Genomic DNA, 20,709 nt, shown 5'->3' with positions numbered 1-20,709 from the left:
TGCATGAGGAGGAACAAGAATGACGACGGAAGGACGCACCGGCCCTCCGGTGGGCACCGACCCGCAGGAGCGACCGCACCCGCTGGCCATCGGCCACCGGCTCGACGAGTTCGAGCTGCTCGAGGTGATCGGCGAAGGCGGCTTCGGCATCGTCTACCGGGCCTACGACCACTCGCTGCAGCGCGAGGTCGCGATCAAGGAATACATGCCCTCGATGCTCGCGCGGCGCATCGGCGACGACAGCGTGCACGTGCGTTCCGACCGGCTCACGGCCACCTTCCAGGCCGGGCTGCGCAGCTTCATCAACGAGGCGCGCACGCTCGCGCAGTTCAGCCACCCGGCGCTGGTGCGCGTGCATCGCTTCTGGGAATCGAACTCGACCGCCTACATGGCGATCCAGCTCTACAAGGGCCGCACCCTGCGCCGCCTGGCCGACGAGGAGCCCGGCACCATCTCCGAAGCCTGGCTGCTCGGCATGCTCGGGCCGCTGCTCGGCGCGCTCGAGACGCTGCACCGCAGCGGCTGCTTCCATCGCGACATCGCGCCCGACAACATCTTCATCCAGCAGGACGGCCTGCCGGTGCTGCTGGACTTCGGCGCCGCGCGCAAGTCGATCGCCGACCTGGTCGACGAGGTCGCGGTGATGGTGAAGTCGGGCTATTCGCCGATCGAGCAGTACGCCGACGACAACACGCTGCTGCAGGGTGCCTGGACCGACCTCTACGCGCTCGGCGCGGTGCTCTACCGCGCCGTCACCGGCCATCCGCCGCCCTCGGCCGTGGTGCGCAGCGTGCAGGACGCCTACGTGCCGCTCGCGAGCATGAACCGGCCCGACCTGAGCCCGGCCTTCTGCGCCGCGGTCGACCACACGCTGGCCGTGCACAGCAAGGACCGCACGCAGACCGTGGCGGCCTTCGCGGCCGAACTCGGGCTCGCCAAGCTCGGCGACATCTACGTGAGCGGGCTCGCGGCGCCAGCACCCGTGGCGCCCATCGTGCCCGCGGTGCCGGTCGCGCCGCCGGCCGAGCCCTACGTGCCGGTCTCGGCGCCCGCGCCCTTCGATGCGTTGCCGCCGGCCGCGCCCGTGCCGCCGCCGGCCGAGCCGCCCGCGCGCGCGCCGAGCGCGCGGCGGCCCGCGAACAAGAAGTCCTCGCTGCCGCGCTGGGGCGTGGTCGGCGTGCTGGTGGTGGCGCTGATCGCCGTCGGCAGCTGGATCGGCCTGCGCATCACGCAGTCGCCGCCGCCCACTTCCACCGCGATGGCACCGCCGGCGCCGCCGCCGGGCGCGCCGATGTCGAACCCGGCCTCGCCTCCGGCCGTGATGCCGCCGGCCGCGCCAGCCTCGGCCGCCGTGGCGGCCGCGTCACAGCCGCCCGCGGCCGATGGCGGCGGCGTCGCGGCCGCGCCCACGGCCGGCAATTCGCCGATCGCCGTGCCGCCGGCCACCGCGCCGGGCAGCAACGGCGCGCTGAGCCCGCTCGACAACGTGCCCGCGTCACCGCCCGCGAGCCCGCCGCCCGAGCCCGCGCTGGCGATCAGCGAGGCCGAGGACTGGAACCTCGCGCAGGCCGAGAACACGCGCGAGGGCTACGAGGCCTACCTGCGCCGCTACCGCCGCGGCCCGCATGCGCGCGACGCGCGCAATGCCATCGCCGAGCTCAACCGGCTCGCGCAGCCGGCCTCCACGCAGCCGGTGCTGGCGGGCACCGTGCCGCCGGGCACGCCCGGCGTGCCGGGTGCGCCGGGTGCCGTGCCCCCGGTCGCGGGCGGCACGGCGGTTCCACCCGTGCCGGGCGCCGCGGCCGGCATGGGCCGCGTGACGCTCAACATCCGGCCCTGGGGCCAGGTCTTCGTCGACGGCGCCGACCGCGGCGTGAGCCCGCCGCTCAAGTCGCTGTCGCTGCGCCCCGGCATCTACAACATCGAGGTGCGCAACGGCGACCTCGAGGTCTACCGGCAGCGCGTGACGGTGCAGGACAGCAAGTCGGCGCCGGTGGTGAGCCACGAGTTCAAGTAAGGGGCGAAGGCGGCGGTCAGCCGAGCAGGCTGGCCGTCGCCGCCACCCGGGCGTACTCGCCCTGCAGGTTGGCCAGCGCCATCGCGTGGACCTGCTCCGCGTCGAAAGTTGCACCGTCGATGCCCGCGCGGTCGAAGGCGAAGCTGGCATCGGACACCACCGTGACCGCGAAGCCGAGGCAGCTGGCGCTGCGCGCCGTGGCCTCGACCGACATGTTGGTGGCCACGCCGACCACCACGAGTGCCTCGATGCCGCGCACGCGCAGCCAGCGCTCGAGGCCCGAGTGCGCGAAGGCATCGGTCACGTTCTTCTCGACCACGTGCTCGGTGGGCAGCGGTGCCAGCGCGTCCTGGAATTCAGCGCCCGGCTGGCCCGGGAAGAACACCGAATCGGCGAAGCGCGACATGTGGCGCACATGGACCACGGGGCGGCCGGTGGTGCGCCAGTGCATGAGCAGGCGCTGCACCTGGGCTTCCGCGCCGGGGTTGTTGCGGCGGCCCGCGCGGGGCTCCTGCATGCCTTTCTGCATGTCGATGACGAGGAGGGCGCGATCGGTCATGGCGGGCCTGGAGTGAGCGGGATTGCGCCGCACTCTAAGCGATGCACGGGGCGCTACAGGCCTTTCTGCAGCGCCCGCCGGTACTGCACCGCCTCCGCCACATGCGCCGTCTCGATGACCGGTGCCCCCGCGAGGTCGGCGATGGTGCGCGCAACCTTGAGCGCGCGGTGCGTGCTGCGCGCCGACCAGCCGAGCCGGGCGGCGGCCGTGTGCATGAAGCGGCGCGCCTCGTCGCCGAGCGACGCATGGCGGTCGATGTCGGCGCCCTGCAGCGCCTGGTTGGGTCGGCCCTGGCGTTCGATCGCGCGTTCGCGTGCGGCGACCACGCGCGCGCGGATGGCGGCGGTGGTCTCGCCCGCGGGCGCGTCGAGCAGCTGCGGCGCCGAGATCGCGGGCACTTCGATGTGCAGGTCGATGCGATCCAGGAGCGGGCCGCTGAGCTTGCGCTGGTAGCGCGCCACCTGGTCGGGCGTGCAGCGGCAGGCTTTCGTGGGGGCGCCCAAAAAGCCGCAGGGGCACGGATTCATCGCAGCCACGAGTTGAAAGCGCGCGGGGAACTCGGCCCGCCGCGCGGCCCGCGCGATGGTGATGTTGCCGGTCTCGAGCGGCTCGCGCAGCGCCTCGAGCGCGGCGCGCGAGAACTCGGGGAACTCGTCGAGGAACAGCACGCCGTGGTGCGCCATCGAGATCTCGCCGGGCCGCGGCGGCGAACCGCCGCCCACCAGCGCCACCGCGCTCGAGGTGTGGTGCGGCGACGCGGTCGGCCGGTGCATCCAGCGCTCGGTCGAGAAGCGCCCGCCCAGGCTCGCGATGGCCGCGCTCTCGAGCGCCTCGTCGATGCGCATCGGCGGCAGCAGGCCGGCGAAGCGCTGGCCCAGCATCGACTTGCCCGAGCCCGGCTCGCCCATCATCAGGAGGCTGTGGCCGCCGGCCGCGGCGATCTCGAGCGCGCGCTTGGCGCCCGCGTGGCCCTTCACGTCGGCCATGTCGGCATAGGCGGGGGCATCGGCTTGCGCGGACGCATGGGCGCGCGACCAGCCCTCGTCGTCCGCCTCCAGGCCCGCCTGCGCATCGGCCGGCAGGAAGCGCCGCACCACGTCGAGCAGGTGCCTGGCGCCGTAGACCTCGCCGCCGGGCACCAGCGCGGCCTCGTCGGCGCTGGTCGCGGGCAGCACCAGCCGGGTGGCGATGCCGCGCGTGTGCAGCGCGAGCGCCATCGCGAGCGCGCCGCGCACCGGCCGCAGTTCGCCCGACAGCGAGAGCTCGCCCGCGAACTCGTGCCCCGCGAGCCGCGCGCCCTCGATCTGGCCGCTGGCCGCGAGGATGCCCAGCGCCATCGGCAGGTCGAAGCGGCCCGAATCCTTGGGCAGGTCGGCCGGCGCCAGGTTCACGGTGATGCGCTTGTTGTGCGGGAACTCCAGCCCGGCGTTCTGGATGGCCGAGCGCACGCGCTCGCGCGCCTCCTTGACCTCGGTCTCGGCCAGCCCGACCAGCGTGAAGCTCGGCAGGCCGTTGGCCAGATGCACCTCGACCGTGACACTGGCCGCTTCCAGCCCGAGCAAGGCGCGGCTTTGCACCAAAGACAGACTCATCCTTCACTCCCTCCCTATATTGGTGCGCCCGATTCCGGTCGTCGCGGGCGTCTTGTTCTTTTTTCAGTGCAAGCCACAAAGCCTTGCGCTTGTAACTATTTTTGGCTTCTTCCCGGGAGGGCGCTTCAACCGGTCGCCGGGGGATGTGCACTTTGGCACGCTCCCTGCTTTGAGGGTCATCAGGTTCCACAACACTACTTGCGAGGAGTTCCCGATGACGCACCGTTCCGCCGCCCAGGCCCTGATCGTCCTGGCCACCGCATTGACCACGTCGGGCGCCGCCCTGGCGCAGGCCACCCCAGACGCTGCGGCGGCGCCTGCCGCGGCCCCCGCGACCTCGCCGATCACGGCCAACATCTCGCTGACCACGAACTACAAGTTCCGCGGCCAGGACCAGGACATGATCGGCCGGGACGACTACGCCAAGACCCGTGGCCTCAAGCCCGCGATCCAGGGCGGCTTCGACTACGCCTTCGGCGAGAGCGGCTTCTACGTCGGCAACTGGAATTCCAGCGTCAACTGGCTCAAGGGCAACAGCGTCGAGGTCGACCTGTACGGCGGCTACAAGTTCAAGGCCGGCCCGCTGGACATGGACGTCGGTGCGCTGACCTACATCTACCCGGGCAACACCGCCGGCAACACCACCGAGCTGTACGGCGCGGCCACCTATTCGAACGAAACCTTCGGCTCGTTCACGGCCAAGTACTCGCACACGGTGTCGAAGGACTACTTCGGCTACGCCGGCAACAAGGCGGGCTCGGGCCTCAAGGGCCGCAACACCGGCTACCTGAACCTGAGCTACAGCAAGGAGATCGTGCCCAAGGTCACGCTCAAGGCCGCCGTGGGCTTCACCCGCTTCTCCAGCGACATCCGCCACAACACGGCCGCGAAGAACTACGTCGACTACAACGTCGGCGCCACCTACGACTTCGGCGGCGGTCTCACGCTCACCGGCTCGGTGCAGGGCGCGAACAAGAAGAACGCGTTCAATGTCGCGGCCGGCCCGCTGTACGACTTCGGCTTCTACACGGTGCAGGAGGTCTACTCGCCCAACAAGCCGCGCTTCATCCTCACGCTGACGAAGACGCTGTAAGCGGCACACAACGAGGCGCGGCCCATGCTGCCGCGCGAATTCTTTCCATCCAAAGGAGCAACCCATGAAGCTGGTCACAGCCATCATCAAACCGTTCAAGCTCGACGAAGTGCGCGAAGCGCTTTCGGCCATCGGCGTGCAGGGGATCACCGTCACCGAGGTCAAGGGCTTCGGCCGCCAGAAGGGCCACACCGAGCTCTACCGCGGCGCGGAGTACGTCGTCGACTTCCTGCCCAAGGTCAAGATCGAGGCGGCCGTCTCGGATGACCTCGTCGAGCGCGTGATCGAAGCCGTCGAGGGCGCCGCGCGCACCGGCAAGATCGGCGACGGCAAGATCTTTGTCTACAACCTCGAGCAGGTCGTGCGCATCCGCACCGGCGAAACGGGCCGCGAAGCCCTTTGATCGAGTCCAGGCCCGAAAGAACAACGTCCATGAAAAAACTGCTTGTCTCCCTCGCGCTCGGCTTGAGCGTGCTTGCCGCCGGCACCACCGGCTTCGCGCAGACGCCCGCGCCCGCCGCTGCCGCGTCGGCGCCGGCCGCCGAGGCCTCGGCACCGGCTGCAGCGCCCGCCGCAGCAGCCGCGCCGGCTGCTGCCGCTCCCGCCGCGCCGGCCGCGGCACCGGCACCCAAGGTCGATTCGGGCGACACCGCCTGGATGCTGACCTCCACGCTGCTCGTGATCCTGATGACCATCCCCGGCCTCGCGCTGTTCTACGGCGGCCTGGGCCGCTCGAAGAACATGCTGTCGGTGCTGATGCAGGTCTTCGTGATCTTCTCGCTGATCAGCATCCTGTGGGCCATCTACGGCTACAGCCTCGCCTTCACGGGTGAAGGAAGCTTCGTCGGTACCTTCGACAAGATCTTCCTCAAGGGCGTGACGCAGGAGACCTTCGGCGCGCTCACGACGATCCCCGAGTACGTGTTCGTCGCGTTCCAGGGCACCTTCGCCGCCATCACCGTGGCGCTGATCGTCGGCGCCTTCGCCGAACGCGCCAAGTTCTCGGCCGTGCTGCTGTTCTCGGTGCTGTGGTTCACCTTCGCCTACGTGCCGATGGCCCACATCGTCTGGGGCGGCGGCCTGCTCGGCAAGGACGGCGCGCTCGACTTCGCGGGCGGCACCGTGGTGCACATCAACGCCGGCGTGGCCGGCCTGGTCGGTGCCTACATGGTCGGCAAGCGCGTGGGCTACGGCAAGGAAGCCTTCACGCCGCACTCGCTCACGCTCACCATGGTCGGCGCCTCGCTGCTGTGGGTCGGCTGGTTCGGCTTCAACGCCGGCTCGGCGGGTGCCGCCAACGCCGCCGCTGGCCTGGCCTTCGTGAACACGGTGCTCGCCACCGCCGCCGCCGCGCTGTCCTGGATCCTGGGCGAGAGCCTGCACAAGGGCAAGGCCTCGATGCTGGGTGCCGCCTCGGGTGCCGTCGCCGGCCTCGTCGCGGTGACCCCCGCCGCCGGCTTCGTCGGCCCGATGGGTTCGATCGTGCTGGGCCTGCTGGCCGGCCTGGTCTGCCTCTGGGGCGTGGGCGGTCTCAAGCGCATGCTCGGTGCCGACGACGCGTTCGACGTGTTCGGCGTCCACGGCGTGGGCGGTATCCTGGGTGCCATCCTGACCGGCGTGTTCGCGGCCCAGGGCCTCGGCGGCACCGGCGGCCTGACCCCCGACACCTTCTCGATGGGCGCCCAGGTCTGGATCCAGATCAAGAGCGTGCTGTTCACCATCGTCTGGTCCGGCGTCGTGGCGTTCATCGCCTTCAAGATCGCCGACCTGGTGCTCGGCCTGCGTGTGACCGAAGAGGAAGAGCGCGAAGGCCTCGACATCTCGTCGCACGGCGAAACCGCCTACAACCGCTGATCGGAACCTCTCCGACACGCGACAAGGACACCGCGGGTTCCTCGCTCCAGAGGAAGGGACCCGCGGTCCGCCACCAGACCACCACCCCAAGTTTTCCAAGGTCCTTCCAAGGTTTCCTGAAGCCCATTTTTTCAGCGAGAGTCTCCTTTGGATGTTCGGCCCGCAAGCACTCCGGTGCGAGCGGGCTTTTTTTTGTCCTCGGCGCGGCGCGGCCCGGTGCGGTCCGACAGCGGCGGGCCGTGGCGCGGGGGCACAATCCCCGTCATGTGGACCCCCCTGGACAACAGCCTCAGCGCCCTCGGCGAATCGCCGTTCTGGCACCCGCAGGAACGTTCCCTGTACTGGCTCGACATTCCCGGCCGCGCGGTGCTGCGCACGCGTGGCGAGATCGGTGCCGGCGGCGCGGTCGAGCGCTGGGACCTGCCGACCGAACCCGGCTGCATGGCGCCCGCGCGCAGCGGCGGCCTGGTGATCGCGCTGCGCGACGGCATCTACCGCGCGCGCGAATGGGGCGGCGCGCTGACCGCGATCGCGCGCGTGGAGCACGACGCGGCCACCATGCGCTTCAACGACGGCAAGTGCGACGCGCTCGGCCGCTTCTGGGCCGGCAGCATCAACGAGGCCAAGGACCGCGCCAATGCCGCGCTCTACTGCCTCGATGCGCGCCGCGACGACGGCCAGTCGCCGATGCTCTCGCAGATGGCCGAGGGCGTGACCACGGCCAACGGCCTCGCGTTCTCGCCCGATGCGCGCACGCTCTACTGGGCCGACACGCCGGCCCACGCGGTGCGCGCCTGGGACTGGGACGCCGCGCACAACACGCTCTCGCACGGCCGCGTCTTCAAGCGGTTCGACGCCAAGCCCGAGGGCTGGGCGCCCGGCTCGGCGCTGGCCTACGGCGGGCGGCCCGACGGCGCCACGGTCGATGCCGAGGGCCACTACTGGGTCGCGATGTTCGAGGGCGCGCAGCTGCTGCGCCTCGCGCCCTCGGGCGAGGTCGTGGCCGCCTTCGCGCTGCCGGTGCAGTGCCCGACCATGCCCTGCTTCGGTGGCGACGACCTGCGCACGCTGTTCGTCACCACCGCGCGCAAGGGCCGGCCCGAGGCCGAACTGGCGCAGAAGCCCGCCTCGGGCAGGGTGCTGTCGATGCGCGTCGAGACGCCCGGCCTGCCGGTCCATTTCTTCGAGGACTGAGCGCGAGCCTTCGCCGCATGGCCCTGCAGCACATCCCGCCGATCCAGTGCCTCGTGACCTTCGAGGCGCTGGCGCGGCTGCGTCATGCGGGCCGCGCGGCCGACGAGCTCTGCGTGACCGCCAGCGCGGTCAGCCACCGCATCCGCCAGCTCGAGTCGCACGTGGGCTTCAAGCTGTTCGGCCGCGGCGACTTCAGCCTCACGGCTGACGGCGCGGCCTACCTCGCCAACGTGCGCACCGGCCTGGCGGCGCTGCAGGCGCATGCCGGCGGCGGCAACGCGGCGGCGGGCCAGCGCGCCGCCACGCGGCTGCGGCTCGCGGTCACGCCGACCTTCAGCCGCCAGTTCCTCATGCCGCGGCTCGAGCTGTTCCGCAACATCTATCCCGACATCGACCTGGTGCTGCAGGTGTCGATCCCGCTGCTCGACGTGACCGCCGAGCCGGCCGACCTCGAGGTGCGCTACGGCGGCGGCAACTACGCCGACTGCGAGCACCGCCCGCTGCTCGAGGAACTGGTGGTGCCGGCCTGCAGCCCGAGCTACCTCAACGAGTTCGGCCCGTTCCACGGCTTCCGCACCGCGGCCGAGATCGCGGCCGCGCGGCTGATCCGCAGCCCGCTCGAACCCTGGGGCACCTGGTTCGCGAGCTGCGGCATCGACCAGCCCGAGCCGCAGCTGGGCTCGCAGTTCAACGACCTGGGCCTGGTCTACGACGCGGCCGCCAGCGGTTTCGGCGTGGCGCTGGTGCGCCAGAAGATGGGCGCGGCCTGGTTCGAATCGGGCCGGCTGGTGGCGCTGTCGGCGCATGCCGTGCGCTCGCCGCACCGCCACACGCTGTGCTGGCAGCCGGGCGCGCTCGAGCGCTGGGAGTGCGCGGCCTTCGCCGACTGGCTGGTGCAGGCGCTGCGCTGAACACGGTCCCGGCCAGCGCCGCGCGGCGAAGATTCCTCAAGTCCGCCGCAAAAATCCTTCAACCCGAAGGCCGCGCATTTCCTTAGAGTGGGGGGCCGGCCCCCGCCAGCCATCCGCAGAAGAACACCGAGAAGAGACTTCGCCCATGAACGCGCCCCCGAGCCCGACGCAGCATGCGTCGCTCCAGAAGACAGAACGCCAGTCGCAGGTCGTGCGCGCGCTGCAGGCCCACCTGCCGGCGCATGCGCTGATCTGGCATGCCGAGGACACCACGCCCTACGAGTGCGACGGCCTCACGGCCTACCGCCAGCGGCCGCTGGTGGTGGCGCTGCCCGAGACCGAAGAGCAGGTGGCGGCCGTGCTGCGCACCTGCCACGGGCTGGGCGTGCCGGTGGTGGCGCGCGGCTCGGGCACGGGGCTGTCGGGCGGCGCCATGCCGCACGAGATGGGCGTGACCCTGTCGCTCGCCAAGTTCAACCGCATCCTGAAGATCGACCCGGTCGCGCGCACCGCGCTCGTGCAGTGCGGCGTGCGCAACCTCGCCATCAGCGAGGCCGCCGCGCCCTACAACCTCTACTACGCGCCCGATCCCTCGAGCCAGATCGCCTGCTCGATCGGCGGCAACGTGGCCGAGAACTCGGGCGGCGTGCACTGCCTCAAGTACGGCCTCACGCTGCACAACGTGCTCCAGGTGCGCGGCTTCACGGCCGAGGGCGAGCCGGTGACGTTCGGCGGCGAGGCGCTCGATGCCGCCGGCCTCGACCTGCTGGCGCTGGTGATCGGCAGCGAGGGCATGCTCGCCGTCACCACCGAGGTCACGGTGAAGCTGGTGCCCAAGCCGCAGCTGGCGCGCTGCATCATGGCCAGCTTCGACGACGTGCGCAAAGCCGGCGACGCGGTGGCCGCGGTGATCGCCGCGGGCATCATCCCCGCGGGGCTCGAGATGATGGACAAGCCCATGACCGCCGCCGTCGAGGACTTCGTGCATGCCGGCTACGACCTCGACGCGGCCGCCATCCTGCTGTGCGAATCCGACGGCACGCCCGAGGAGGTCGAGGAGGAGATCGGCCGCATGACGGCCGTGCTGCGCGGCTGCGGCGCCACCGCCATCGCGGTCAGCAACAGCGAGGACGAGCGCATGCGCTTCTGGAGCGGGCGCAAGAACGCCTTCCCGGCCTCGGGCCGTATCAGCCCCGACTACATGTGCCTGGACTCCACCATCCCGCGCAAGCGGCTGGCCGACATCCTGCTCGCGATCCAGGCGATGGAGCAGAAGTACGGCCTGCGCTGCTGCAACGTGTTCCACGCGGGCGACGGCAACCTGCATCCGCTGGTGCTGTTCGATGCCAACGACCCCGACGAGCTGCACCGCTGCGAGCTGTTCGGCGCCGACATCCTCGAGACCAGCGTCGCGATGGGCGGCACCGTCTCGGGCGAGCATGGCGTGGGCGTGGAGAAGCTCAACAGCATGTGCGTGCAGTTCACGGCCGCCGAGAACGAGCAGATGTTCGGCGTCAAGCGCGCCTTCGATCCCGAAGGCATGCTGAACCCCGGCAAGGTGATCCCCACGCTGCAGCGCTGCGCCGAGTACGGCAAGCAGGTGGTGCGCGGCGGCCGCCTGCCGCATCCCGAGCTGCCGAGGTTCTGATGAGCGGCATCGATCACGCACTGGGTCAGGCCGTCGAGCGCATCCGCGCCGCGGCCGCCGACGGCACCGTGTTGCGCATCCGCGGCGGCGGCAGCAAGGACTTCTACGGCGAGGCGCCGCGCGGCGAGCTGCTCGACACGCGCGCGCTCGCGGGCATTTCGAGCTACGAGCCCAGCGAGCTGGTCGTGACCGTGCGCGCGGGCACGCCGCTGGCCGAGCTCGAGGCGGCGCTGGCCGAGAAAGGGCAGTGCCTGGCCTTCGAGCCGCCGCACTTCGCGGCGGGTGCGACCGTCGGCGGCATGGTCGCCGCGGGCCTCGCGGGCCCGTCGCGCGCCAGCGTGGGCAATGTGCGCGATTACGTGCTCGGCGCCACCTTGGTCAACGGCCGCGGCGAGGTGTTGAGCTTCGGCGGCCAGGTGATGAAGAACGTGGCGGGCTACGACGTCTCGCGCGTGCTCGCGGGCTCGCTCGGCACGCTGGGCCTGATCGCCGAGGTCAGCCTCAAGGTGCTGCCGGTGCCGCCGGCCGAGGCCACGCTGGAGTTCGCCTGCGACCAGGCCGATGCGCTGCGGCTGCTCAACGAATGGGGCGGCCGGCCGCTGCCGCTCAACGCGAGCTGCTGGTTCGAGTACGCGGGCGCCGGCGCGCTCTACCTGCGGCTGCGCGGCGCGGTGGCGGCGGTCGAGGCTGCCTGCACTCACCTCGGCGGCGAGCGCAAGGACAAGGATCGCGCCGCGGCCGACTGGCAGTCGCTGCGCGAGCAGAGCCTGCCGTGGTTCGACACCGCGGCCGGGCCCGATGCGCTGTGGCGCCTGTCGGTGCCGCAGACCGCGCCGGTGCTGGGGCTCGAGGCATTCGGCGCGCCGCTGGTCGAATGGCATGGCGGCCAGCGCTGGTACAAGGCGCCGCCCACGCCGGCCGCGGCCGCGCGCATCCGCGAGGCCGCGCGCGCGGCGGGCGGGCATGCGACGCTGTTCCGCCTGCCCGCGCACGGCGAAGCTCACGAGGCCGCGGCGCCGCGCTTCGACCGGCTCGAGCCCGCGGTCGAGCGCATCCACCGCGCGCTGATGCGCGAGTTCGATCCGCACGCCGTGTTCGACCGCGGCCGCCTGCACGCCTTCGACTGAACGACCCCATGCGGCGCCTGCGCTTCCTCACCGGCCGCCACCGCGCGCCCTCGACCAACCACATGCTCGGCCTGCTGCTCGCGTTCAACGCCGGCGCCGTCAATGCGGGTGGCTTCCTGGTGCTGCACATGTACACCTCGCACATGACCGGCTTCACCTCGCAGGTAGCCGACGGCCTGGTGCTCGGCAACGCCACGCTGCTGCTCAATGCGCTGGGCGCGATCCTGGCCTTCGTGGCGGGCGCGGCGGTCTCGGCGCTGCTGGTCAACTGGGCGCGCCAGCACCACCTGCGCAGCGTCTACGCGCTGCCGCTGCTGCTCGAGTCGGCGCTGATGCTGCCCTTCGGCCTGATGGGCGCGATCACGCTGACCTGGCACACGCCCTTCGCGGTGCCGCTCACGGTGCTGCTGCTGTCCTTCATCATGGGCCTGCAGAACGCGGTGGGCTCCAAGACCTCGGGCGGCCGCATCCGCACCACCCACATGACCGGCAACCTCACCGACCTCGGCATCGAGCTCGGCAAGCTGCTGTACTGGAACCGCCGCGCCAGGCCCGGCGAAACCCTGGCGGGACCGGTGCGCCACAACGGCGCGCGGCTGCGGCTGTTCGCGGGACTGGTCGGCATGTTCGTCACGGGCGGCATCGTCGGCGCGGCCGGCTTCACCTACGTCGGCTTCGTCTGCGTGGTGCCGCTCGCGGCGCTGCTGCTGGCGCTGTCGCTGCCGCCCTTCATCGAAGACGTGCGGCGCTCGGCCCATCTGCGCCAGCTGCTCGGCGCGATCCGCCCGCGGCGCAAGAACGACGCGTCCTCCGGCCCCTGAGGCCGGCGAGTTTCACGAGACAACGACAAGAACCGATCCCACGATGCAAACCGAGCTCGCTCCCGAATTCCGCGGCACCGACGACGGCCGCGAGGCCGAGGCCATCCTGCGCAAGTGCGTGCACTGCGGCTTCTGCACCGCCACCTGCCCGACCTACCAGTTGCTCGGCGACGAGCTCGACGGCCCGCGCGGGCGCATCTACCTGATCAAGCAGGTGCTCGAGGGCCAGGCGCCCACGCGCAGCACGCAGCTGCACCTCGACCGCTGCCTGACCTGCCGCAACTGCGAGAGCACCTGCCCGAGCGGCGTGCAGTACGGCCACCTGGTCGACATCGGCCGGCGCATCGTCGACGAGAAGGTGCCGCGCCCCGCGATGGAGTCGGCCACGCGCTGGGTGCTCAAGGAAGGCCTGCCCTCGCCGCTGTTCGGCCCCGCGATGAAGCTGGGCCAGTCGGTGCGCGGCCTGCTGCCCGCCGCGCTCCAGGCCAAGGTGCCCGCGAAGCAGGAGGCCGGTGCCTGGCCCACCACCAGGCACGCGCGCAAGGTGCTGATGCTCGCGGGCTGCGTGCAGCCGTCGATGATGCCGAACATCAACACCGCCACCGCGCGCGTGCTCGACGCGGGCGGCATCCAGGCCGTGCTCGCGCCCGAGGCCGGCTGCTGCGGCGCGGTGAAGTTCCACCTCAACGACCAGGAGGGCGGCAAGGCGCAGATGCGCGCCAACATCGACGCCTGGTGGCCGCTGGTCGAGCGCGACGAGGTGGAAGCCATCGTGATGAACGCCTCGGGCTGCGGCGTCACCGTGCGCGAATATGGCCACGTGCTGCGCAACGACCCGGCCTACGCGTTGAAGGCCGCGCGCATCAGCGAGCTCACGCGCGACCTCGGCGAACTGCTGCCCGACCTGGTGCCGGCGCTCAAAGCCCGCGTGCGCGCGACGCCCGGCACCATCGCCTACCACCCGCCCTGCACCCTGCAGCACGGCCAGAAGCTGCGCGGCGGCATCGAGACCCATCTGCGCGCCTTGGGCTTCGACGTGCGCGTGGCGATGAACGAATCGCACCTGTGCTGCGGTTCGGCCGGCACCTACTCGGTGCTGCAGCCCGAGCTCGCCTATCCGCTGCGCGACCGCAAGCTGGGCCACCTGAAGCAATTGCAGCCGGTGGCGATCGCGTCGGCCAACATCGGCTGCATCACGCACCTGCAAAGCGGCAGCGGCGAGCTGCCGGTGCGGCACTGGGTCGAGCTGCTCGACGCGGCGCTGCAGCCGGCTGCGTGACGGCTCAATCGCAGCGGTAGGTGACCTCGCCCTTGGGCGCGGGCTCGATGGTCGGCGGCACGAAGCGCAGCGGCGCGCCGAAGTTGCGGCAGTAGGCCTCGGCCTCCTCGGGGCTCGGCGAACGCAGCACGCCGTCGCCGAGCATGGTCACGCGCGGCGCGGTGCGGGTCGCGCAGCCGGCGAGAACGGCCGCCAGGGCCAGGAGGATGAGCGGAGTGGCGCGGTGGCGCATGGCGTGAAATGCGCCGGATGGCGGCTTGGAAGTGCGAAGCCGCCGACTGTAGCGGGTACCGGTGCGCCCGCGCTGCCGGGCGGCCGCGCCACCGCCGCACACGGCGCCGCGCCCTGGTCCGACTCGCCCGACTGTGGCGCCGGCGCATCATTCCCGGCATCCATCGCGCCAAGGAGTACGTCCCATGTCCCGCTTTTCCACCCCCGCCGCGCTCGCGGCCGCCGTCCTGTCGCTCTGCGCCGGTGCCTTCACCGCCGCCCAGGCCCAGTCCGCCATGCCCGCCTGGAAGGGCGAGGGCGCCACGCGCTACGTCTGCGGCGGCATCGGCTCCGACGAGTCGAAGGCCATGCGCGCCGCCATGAAGGAACATCCGCTGGCGCTGCTGTTCGCGCGCGCCAACGGCGCCTACCTGGCCGATGTGCAGGTCGAGATCAAGGGCGCGGACGGCGCCGCCGCGCTCTCGCTGCGCGCCTCGGGGCCGGTGTGCCTGGTCGACATTCCCGCCGGCCGCTACACGGTGGTCGCGACCACCCAGGGCGGCGAGTCGAAGAGCCAGGCCGTCACGGTCGGCAGCGGCTCGACGACCGCGAGCTTCAGGTACTGAGCGTCAGGCGGAGGCGGCCAGCGCCGCCTCGATGTCGCGCGCGAGCGAGGCCGGCGTGTCGAGCGGCGCATAGCGCTTGCGCACCTGGCCGTCGCGCCCGACCAGGAACTTGGTGAAGTTCCACTTGATGGCGGTGCTGCCCAGCAGGCCCGGCTTCTCCTTCACCAGCCACTGATAGAGCGGCGCGGCACCGCTGCCGTTGACGTCGATCTTCTCCATCATCTGGAAGCTCACGCCGTAGTTCTTCATGCAGAAGGCGCCGATCTCCTCGTTGGTGCCCGGGTCCTGGCCGCCGAACTGGTTCGACGGGAAACCCAGCACCGCGAGGCCCTGGCCGGCGTACTTCTCGTGCAGTTCCTCGAGGCCCGCGAACTGCGGCGTGAAGCCGCACTTGCTCGCGGTGTTGACGATCAGCAGCACCTTGCCCTTGTAGGCCGAGAGGCTCACCGGCTGGCCGTCGATCTGCCTGGCCTCGAAGTCGTAGACGCTGGTCATGGGAATGTCCTCAGGGGGTCGAAGGAGCGCGATCTTCGCTCGCGGCGGGCGTTCGCGCAAACGAGGACCAGACCGCGGCCGCCACGATCAGCGCGCCGCCCGCGAGGATGCGCGAGTTCATCGTGGCTGCGCCCAGCGCCACCGACGACACGCTCGCGAACAGCACCTCCGACAGCATGATCACCGCCGTCGCGCTGGCCGCCAGCCGCGCGGCGCCGTACTGCAGGCAGACGTTCGCGATCACGAAGCCGAAGCCCAGCAGCGCGGCCCAGCCGATCCAGCCCGGCGAGGCGGCGGTCGGCGGCGCGAAGGCGCCGAGCGCGGTGCCGGTCAGCGCGGCCGTGCCCGCCACCACCGCGCAGCCGCAGAACATCGCGAGCGCGCGCGATTCGCCGGGCGCCGCGCGCAGCTGGCGCAGCACGATGTTGGTGACCGCGAAGCCGAAGCCCGCCGCCACGCCGAGCCAGTCGGGCAGGCTCGAGGGCACCGGCCAGTCGGTGCCCGGCGTCTTGAGCACCACCGCCACGCCGGCCAGCGCCAGCGCCACGCGCGCCAGCGATCCGCCCGTGGGCCGCTCGCCCAGCACCGCCCAGCCCAGCAGCACGCTCCACAGCGGCATCATGTAGAACAGCAGCACCACGCGCACCACGTCGCCCTGCGTCACGGCCCAGTTGAAGCCCACGTTGGTGAAGCCGGCCGCGAGGCCGAGCAGCACCAGCATCGGATGGCCCGCGAAGCCGGCCCAGGCGCCGCGGCGCAGCAGGCCCACCACGGTGGCGATCGCGAGGTAGATCAGGCAGGTGGTCCACACCGGATGCAGGCCATGGCCTTCGATGTGGCGGAACGGAAACCACGACAGCCCCCAGACGAAGGCATTGAAGATCAGGGCGAGGGCGGGCATCGGGCGGGCAAACCGCCGAGCATAGCCGGCCGGTCAGTGATGCTTGTCGCTGCGGGCGATCGCGAGGAGGTGTTCGACTTCCTCGGGGTACTTCTTGAGGTTGTTCTCGTGCCAGCGCTTGATGATCCACATGCAGCCCGCCACCACGAGGCCGAAGGCGCTGATCGCGCCGTAGGCCGACAGGCCCAGCCCGGTGCACACGCTGTAGAAGCCGCCGAGCAGCAGGATGCAGGCCTGCTCGTTGAAGTTCTGCACCGCGATCGAGCGGCCGGCGCCCATCAGGTTGTGGCCGCGGTGCTGCAGCAGCGCGTTCATCGGCACCACCAGGAAGCCGCCGAGGCCGCCCAGGATGATGAGGAAGGGCACCGCCAGCCAGACGTTGCCGATGAAGTTCATGCAGATCACCATCAGCCCCATCGCGATGCCCATGGGGATCACGCGGGTGGCCATGTCCAGCCGCATGCGCATCGAGGCCACGATGGCGCCCACCGCGGTGCCGATGGTCACCACGCCCGTGAGGGCCGAGGCCTGCGTGGTGTTGTAGCCCAGCGCCAGCGAGGCCCAGGCCAGCACGATGTACTTGAGGTTGCCGCCCGCGCCCCAGAACAGGGTGGTGGTGGCCAGCGAGATCTGGCCCAGGCGGTCGCGCCACAGGCGCGCGTTGCAGTGCCAGAAGTCGGGCAGCAGGCCGACCAGGTTGCGCGCCAGGCTGTGCTCGGGGTTGGCGCGCATCGGGCGCATCTCGACGCCGGTGTGCGGAATGCGCGTGTTGAACCAGGCCGCGATCATGTAGACCACGATCAGCACCGTGAGCGCGGCCTCGGCCGGCGTGTCGATGCCGGTGTCGATGAAGGGCATGTCGAAGGCCAGCAGCTTGCTCGACACCGCGTGGCCCACCAGCGTGCCGCCGAGCACGATGCCCAGCAGGATCGAGGCGATCGTCAGGCCCTCGATCCAGCCGTTGGCCTTGACCAGCTGCGAGGCCGGCAGCAGCTCGGTGAGGATGCCGTACTTGGCCGGCGAGTAGGCGGCCGCGCCCAGGCCGACGATCGAATAGGACAGCAGCGGGTGCGAGCCGAACAGCATCATCAGGCAGCCGAACACCTTGATGGCGTTGCTGATGAACATCACCCGGCCCTTGGGCAGCGCATCGGCGAAGGCGCCCACCAGCGGCGCGAGCACCACGTAGAACACCGCGAAGATCGGCACCAGCGCGGCGCGCTGCCATTCGGGCGCGCCGGCGCTTCGCATGAGATCGACCGCAACGACGAAGAGCGCTTGGTCGGCCAGCGACGAAAAGAACTGGGCCGACATGATCGTGTAGAAACCGCGCTTCATCGATGGGCTGGCTGGCCAGGGGGTCGCTGGCAGTAGTGAAAAAGTGTCGCCCGGAAGGCGAATGGGCGGTTATAGCATGGGGGTACGACAGCTCCTGCAGGCGGCTTCTGCGTATTCGACCCCATTCCCGAAGATGCTAAAACGTGGTCTGCAAATCGTTTTCAAAGACCCTTCGCCATGCCCCGCCCCATTCTCGCCACGGTCCACACCGATGCCCTGCGCCACAACCTCGAGCGCGTGCGCCGCAATGCGCTCGATTCCCGCGTCTGGGCGGTGGTCAAGGCCAATGCCTACGGCCACGGCATCGAGCGCGTCTACGAGGGGCTGCGCGGTGCCGACGGCTTCGCGCTGCTCGACCTGGCCGAGGCGCAGCGCGTGCGCGCGCTGGGCTGGCGCGGGCCGGTGCTGCTGCTCGAGGGCGTGTTCGAGGCGCGCGACCTCGAGCTGTGCTCGCGGCTCGACCTCTGGCACACGGTGCACTGCGACGAGCAGATCGACATGCTCGCGGCCCACAAGACCCTGCAGCCGCACCGCGTATTCCTCAAGATGAACTCCGGCATGAACCGCCTGGGCTTCACGCCCGAGCGCTTCGGCGCCGCCTGGACCCGCCTCAACGCGCTGACCCAGGTCGACGAGATCTCGCTGATGACCCACTTCAGCGACGCCGACGGCGAGCGCGGCATCGCGCACCAGGTCGAGGCCTTCGAGCGCGTCACCCGCGACCTGCCGGGCGAGCGCTCGATCGCCAACAGCGCCGCCACCCTGCGCCATGCCGAGCGCACGCGCGGCGACTGGGTGCGTCCCGGCATCGTGCTGTACGGCAGCGCGCCCGACTTCCCGGCCAACGATGCCGCCCATTGGCAGCTGCAGCCCACCATGACGCTGTCGACGAAGCTGATCGGCGTGCAGACCCTGCAACCGGGCGACACCATCGGCTACGGCTCGCGCTTCACGGCCGATGCGCCGCTCAAGATCGGCATCGCGGCGGTCGGCTATGCCGACGGCTATCCGCGCCACTGCGACACCGGCACCCCGGTGCTGATCGACGGCGTGCGCACGCGCATGGTCGGGCGCGTCAGCATGGACATGATCACGGTCGACCTCACGCCCGTCCCCGACGCGAAGTTCGGCAGCGAGGTCACGCTGTGGGGCCGCTCGACCGCCAACGATGCGGTGCTGCCCATCGACGAGGTGGCGCGGGCCGCGGGCACCGTGGGCTACGAGCTGATGTGCGCGGTGGCCCAGCGCGTGCCCTTCGCGCCCGAGGCCGCCGACCGCGACCGATGAAGGTCCTCTCCAACTGGCGCTCGGTGCGCCTTTGGGAGACGCAGGTCGAGCGCGACCTGCACCGCCACCACAGCCTGCGCACGCACGGCATCCTGATCGGCAGCTTCACGCTGCTGCTGATGTGGGGTGCCTCGGCGCTGCAGATGCACCTGCTGGGCGTGCAGTCGCTCGCGGTGCGCTACTTCATGACCCTGGGCGTGGGCTACCTCGGCTACCTGCTGGTGCTGCGCTGGTGGGCGCAGCGGCTGGTGGAGGGGCGCGCCGACCTCGGTGACGCGGTCGACGCGGGCGATGCGGGCGAGCTGGCCCTCGACGCGGGCAGCGCGCTCGCGCGCTCGGGCGCCAGCGCCGACGGCGGCCTGCTGTCCGATGCCGCCAGCGGCGCGCTCGAGGTCGCGGGCGGTGCCGACGAGGGCGCCGTGGTGGTCGTGCCGGTGGTCGCGATCTTCCTGGTCTGCATCGCCGTCGTGCTCGGCGCCGGCTCGCTGGTGCTGCTGTATTTCAGCTGGGACGCGCTGCTGGCCGTGGCGATCGAGGTGGCCTTCTCGTACGTCTCGGCGCGCGCCGCGGTGCGCGTCGCGCGCGAGGGCTGGCTCATGGCCGCGGTTCGGCTGACCTGGAAGCCGCTGCTGGGCGCGGTCGCCTGCGCCGTGATCCTCGGCGCCACCCTCGACCATTTCCTGCCCGAGGCGCGCAGCCTGCCCGAGGCGGTGCGCATGCTGCTCAAGCGCTGAGGCGAGGCCCGCACCGTGGACCTGCGCACCCTGCGCTACTTCATCGCCGTGCTCGAGGCCGGCAGCCTCTCGCGCGCGGCGGGCACGCTCTACATCGCGCAGCCGGCGCTCACGGCGCAGATCAAGAAGCTCGAGGCCGAGCTCGGCGCGCAGCTGTTCGAGCGCTCGCATGCCGGCGTCACGCCCACGCCCGCGGGCCTGCAGCTCTACGAGGATGCGCGGCGCCTGCTGTCCGACGCCGACGCGGTACGCGAGCGCATCCAGCGCCTGCCGCAGGGGCCCGAGGGCTCGGTCACGGTGGCCGTGCCCTTCCTGCTGGCCTCGCTGCTGCTCGGGCCGGTGCTGGCCGAGCTCAAGGCCTCGCATCCGCGCATCCGCGTGTTCGTGCTCGACGACCTGAGCCTGATGGTGAGGAAGGCCATGCTCGACCGCCGTGCCGACGTCGGCATCCTGGTCGACACGCCGCAGGTCGAGGGCCTGGCCTGCAGTCCGCTCGCGCGCGAGGCCATCTTCGCCTGCGGCTTCGATCGCGACGGCAGCGTGGCGCCGCGCCTGCGCGCCGGCCGGCGCGGCAAGGCCCGGCCCGCGCCGCGGCCCGAGATCGACTTCGCCGACGCGGCCCGGCTGCCGCTGGTGCTGCAGTCGAGGCGCTTCGCGATCCGCCAGCGCGTGGAGGAGGCCGCGGCCGCGCTCGGCGTGGCGCTCAACCTCGCGCACGAGCACGACTCGGCGCGCGTGATCCGCTCGCTCTATGTCTGCGGCGCCGGCTTCACCTTCACGCCGGCCTGCGCGCTGTCGGACAACCCGCCCGCGGGCACGGGCTGGATCGCGGCGCGCGTAATGCGGCCCGCGCTGCAGCGCAGCTACTTCATCGCCACGCCGGCCGACCGCGCGCCCGATCCCGCCGCGCAGGTGGTGGCGCGTTCGCTCGTGCGGCAGGCCGCGCGGCTGATCGCCGAGGGCCGCTGGGAGGCCGAGCTGCTGGCCGAGGTCGAGCCCGAGGCATAGCGCGACGCGCTTCTC

20 protein-coding genes are annotated in these 20,709 nt (G+C 71.4%); 14 read left to right on the top strand and 6 right to left on the bottom strand.

The features are described from left to right. The first annotated feature begins 19 nt into the window (after positions 1-19). On the top strand, positions 20-2,017 hold the full coding sequence (locus KV106_RS20340; RefSeq protein WP_057598319.1) for a serine/threonine-protein kinase: 1,998 nt from the start codon (positions 20-22) through the stop codon (positions 2,015-2,017). Positions 2,018-2,033: 16 nt separating this feature from the next. Here the strand turns inward: KV106_RS20340 and KV106_RS20335 are convergent, their stop codons facing one another. Together KV106_RS20335 and KV106_RS20330 are read right to left on the bottom strand one after the other, a co-directional pair. Then, positions 2,034-2,576, bottom strand: coding sequence for a cysteine hydrolase family protein (locus tag KV106_RS20335; RefSeq protein WP_057597339.1), 543 nt, complete (start codon positions 2,574-2,576; stop codon positions 2,034-2,036). Between the two features lie 53 nt (positions 2,577-2,629). Then, entirely contained in the window at positions 2,630-4,168 is a 1,539-nt protein-coding gene (locus KV106_RS20330) for a YifB family Mg chelatase-like AAA ATPase (RefSeq protein WP_261211987.1), read from the bottom strand. Positions 4,169-4,382: 214 nt separating this feature from the next. On the opposite strand from KV106_RS20330, the gene KV106_RS20325 reads away from it, so the two are divergent. From KV106_RS20325 to glcF, 9 genes are all read left to right on the top strand, one after another. Then, positions 4,383-5,261, top strand: a complete 879-nt coding sequence (locus KV106_RS20325) for a TorF family putative porin (protein ID WP_261211986.1) — start codon at positions 4,383-4,385, stop codon at positions 5,259-5,261. Between the two features lie 64 nt (positions 5,262-5,325). Beyond that, positions 5,326-5,664, top strand: a complete 339-nt coding sequence (glnK, locus tag KV106_RS20320; RefSeq protein ID WP_057597341.1) for a P-II family nitrogen regulator — start codon at positions 5,326-5,328, stop codon at positions 5,662-5,664. Between the two features lie 29 nt (positions 5,665-5,693). After that, positions 5,694-7,115, top strand: coding sequence for an ammonium transporter (locus KV106_RS20315; protein WP_057597342.1), 1,422 nt, complete (start codon positions 5,694-5,696; stop codon positions 7,113-7,115). Between the two features lie 264 nt (positions 7,116-7,379). Then, positions 7,380-8,309, top strand: coding sequence for an SMP-30/gluconolactonase/LRE family protein (locus KV106_RS20310; protein ID WP_261211983.1), 930 nt, complete (start codon positions 7,380-7,382; stop codon positions 8,307-8,309). 17 nt (positions 8,310-8,326) lie between these two features. Next, the gene (locus KV106_RS20305) at positions 8,327-9,220 is read left to right on the top strand and encodes a LysR substrate-binding domain-containing protein (protein WP_261211982.1); all 894 of its coding nucleotides are present in this window, start codon (positions 8,327-8,329) and stop codon (positions 9,218-9,220) included. Positions 9,221-9,365: 145 nt separating this feature from the next. Then, a complete protein-coding gene (locus KV106_RS20300; protein WP_261211981.1) occupies positions 9,366-10,868 on the top strand; it encodes an FAD-linked oxidase C-terminal domain-containing protein in 1,503 nt (500 codons plus the stop codon). Beyond that, positions 10,868-11,995 (top strand): glycolate oxidase subunit GlcE, encoded by a 1,128-nt coding sequence (glcE, locus tag KV106_RS20295; protein ID WP_261211980.1) that lies wholly within the window; start codon positions 10,868-10,870, stop codon positions 11,993-11,995. Before KV106_RS20300 ends, glcE begins: the two co-directional genes overlap by 1 nt. 8 nt (positions 11,996-12,003) lie before the next feature. Next, positions 12,004-12,816: a YoaK family protein gene (locus tag KV106_RS20290; protein WP_057597346.1), complete on the top strand. Its 813-nt coding sequence runs from the start codon at positions 12,004-12,006 to the stop codon at positions 12,814-12,816. Between the two features lie 43 nt (positions 12,817-12,859). Beyond that, positions 12,860-14,095, top strand: coding sequence for a glycolate oxidase subunit GlcF (gene glcF, locus KV106_RS20285; RefSeq protein WP_261211979.1), 1,236 nt, complete (start codon positions 12,860-12,862; stop codon positions 14,093-14,095). Between the two features lie 4 nt (positions 14,096-14,099). Here the strand turns inward: glcF and KV106_RS20280 are convergent, their stop codons facing one another. Next, on the bottom strand, positions 14,100-14,327 hold the full coding sequence (locus tag KV106_RS20280; RefSeq protein ID WP_261211978.1) for a hypothetical protein: 228 nt from the start codon (positions 14,325-14,327) through the stop codon (positions 14,100-14,102). Positions 14,328-14,511: 184 nt separating this feature from the next. Between KV106_RS20280 and KV106_RS20275 the strand changes: the two genes are divergently transcribed. Further along, positions 14,512-14,931, top strand: a complete 420-nt coding sequence (locus tag KV106_RS20275) for a carboxypeptidase-like regulatory domain-containing protein (RefSeq protein ID WP_261211977.1) — start codon at positions 14,512-14,514, stop codon at positions 14,929-14,931. Between the two features lie 3 nt (positions 14,932-14,934). Here KV106_RS20275 and KV106_RS20270 read toward each other — a convergent pair whose 3' ends face one another. From KV106_RS20270 to lplT, 3 genes are read right to left on the bottom strand one after another with little or no spacing between them, the layout of a single operon-like run. Further along, complete coding sequence (locus tag KV106_RS20270) at positions 14,935-15,426, bottom strand: glutathione peroxidase (protein WP_057597349.1); 492 nt, start codon at positions 15,424-15,426, stop codon at positions 14,935-14,937. Between the two features lie 10 nt (positions 15,427-15,436). Beyond that, positions 15,437-16,327 (bottom strand): DMT family transporter, encoded by an 891-nt coding sequence (locus KV106_RS20265; protein ID WP_057598131.1) that lies wholly within the window; start codon positions 16,325-16,327, stop codon positions 15,437-15,439. A gap of 33 nt (positions 16,328-16,360) precedes the next feature. After that, a complete protein-coding gene (lplT, locus tag KV106_RS20260) occupies positions 16,361-17,665 on the bottom strand; it encodes a lysophospholipid transporter LplT (RefSeq protein ID WP_057592732.1) in 1,305 nt (434 codons plus the stop codon). A gap of 177 nt (positions 17,666-17,842) precedes the next feature. Here lplT and alr point away from each other — a divergent pair, with 177 nt between their 5' ends. The 3 genes from alr to KV106_RS20245 are packed head-to-tail and all read left to right on the top strand — an operon-like array spanning position 17,843 to position 20,694. After that, the gene (gene alr / locus KV106_RS20255; protein ID WP_261211974.1) at positions 17,843-18,952 is read left to right on the top strand and encodes an alanine racemase; all 1,110 of its coding nucleotides are present in this window, start codon (positions 17,843-17,845) and stop codon (positions 18,950-18,952) included. Then, entirely contained in the window at positions 18,949-19,686 is a 738-nt protein-coding gene (locus KV106_RS20250) for a hypothetical protein (protein ID WP_057592734.1), read from the top strand. Before alr ends, KV106_RS20250 begins: the two co-directional genes overlap by 4 nt. 15 nt (positions 19,687-19,701) lie before the next feature. After that, positions 19,702-20,694 carry a LysR family transcriptional regulator gene (locus tag KV106_RS20245; protein WP_261211971.1) on the top strand — a complete coding sequence of 331 codons (993 nt, stop codon included), beginning with the start codon at positions 19,702-19,704 and terminating at the stop codon, positions 20,692-20,694. The last annotated feature ends 15 nt before the right edge of the window (positions 20,695-20,709 follow it).

The organism is Variovorax endophyticus, assembly GCF_025376855.1.
Taxonomy (GTDB): Bacteria; Pseudomonadota; Gammaproteobacteria; order Burkholderiales; family Burkholderiaceae_C; genus Variovorax.
The sequence above is the reverse complement of the archived record's forward strand: the minus strand, read 5'-3'. Positions and strand labels throughout refer to the sequence as shown.

Coding starts and splice junctions, on each gene's coding strand:
- KV106_RS20310 (WP_261211983.1), top strand. CDS start 7,380: ATGTGGACCCCCCTGGACAACAGCCTCAGCGCCCTCGGCGAATCGCCG.
- glcF (WP_261211979.1), top strand. CDS start 12,860: ATGCAAACCGAGCTCGCTCCCGAATTCCGCGGCACCGACGACGGCCGC.
- glnK (WP_057597341.1), top strand. CDS start 5,326: ATGAAGCTGGTCACAGCCATCATCAAACCGTTCAAGCTCGACGAAGTG.
- KV106_RS20265 (WP_057598131.1), bottom strand. CDS start 16,327: ATGCCCGCCCTCGCCCTGATCTTCAATGCCTTCGTCTGGGGGCTGTCG.
- KV106_RS20335 (WP_057597339.1), bottom strand. CDS start 2,576: ATGACCGATCGCGCCCTCCTCGTCATCGACATGCAGAAAGGCATGCAG.
- KV106_RS20270 (WP_057597349.1), bottom strand. CDS start 15,426: ATGACCAGCGTCTACGACTTCGAGGCCAGGCAGATCGACGGCCAGCCG.
- KV106_RS20275 (WP_261211977.1), top strand. CDS start 14,512: ATGTCCCGCTTTTCCACCCCCGCCGCGCTCGCGGCCGCCGTCCTGTCG.
- alr (WP_261211974.1), top strand. CDS start 17,843: ATGCCCCGCCCCATTCTCGCCACGGTCCACACCGATGCCCTGCGCCAC.
- KV106_RS20325 (WP_261211986.1), top strand. CDS start 4,383: ATGACGCACCGTTCCGCCGCCCAGGCCCTGATCGTCCTGGCCACCGCA.
- KV106_RS20340 (WP_057598319.1), top strand. CDS start 20: ATGACGACGGAAGGACGCACCGGCCCTCCGGTGGGCACCGACCCGCAG.
- lplT (WP_057592732.1), bottom strand. CDS start 17,665: ATGAAGCGCGGTTTCTACACGATCATGTCGGCCCAGTTCTTTTCGTCG.
- KV106_RS20300 (WP_261211981.1), top strand. CDS start 9,366: ATGAACGCGCCCCCGAGCCCGACGCAGCATGCGTCGCTCCAGAAGACA.
- glcE (WP_261211980.1), top strand. CDS start 10,868: ATGAGCGGCATCGATCACGCACTGGGTCAGGCCGTCGAGCGCATCCGC.
- KV106_RS20290 (WP_057597346.1), top strand. CDS start 12,004: ATGCGGCGCCTGCGCTTCCTCACCGGCCGCCACCGCGCGCCCTCGACC.
- KV106_RS20315 (WP_057597342.1), top strand. CDS start 5,694: ATGAAAAAACTGCTTGTCTCCCTCGCGCTCGGCTTGAGCGTGCTTGCC.
- KV106_RS20250 (WP_057592734.1), top strand. CDS start 18,949: ATGAAGGTCCTCTCCAACTGGCGCTCGGTGCGCCTTTGGGAGACGCAG.
- KV106_RS20280 (WP_261211978.1), bottom strand. CDS start 14,327: ATGCGCCACCGCGCCACTCCGCTCATCCTCCTGGCCCTGGCGGCCGTT.
- KV106_RS20305 (WP_261211982.1), top strand. CDS start 8,327: ATGGCCCTGCAGCACATCCCGCCGATCCAGTGCCTCGTGACCTTCGAG.
- KV106_RS20330 (WP_261211987.1), bottom strand. CDS start 4,168: ATGAGTCTGTCTTTGGTGCAAAGCCGCGCCTTGCTCGGGCTGGAAGCG.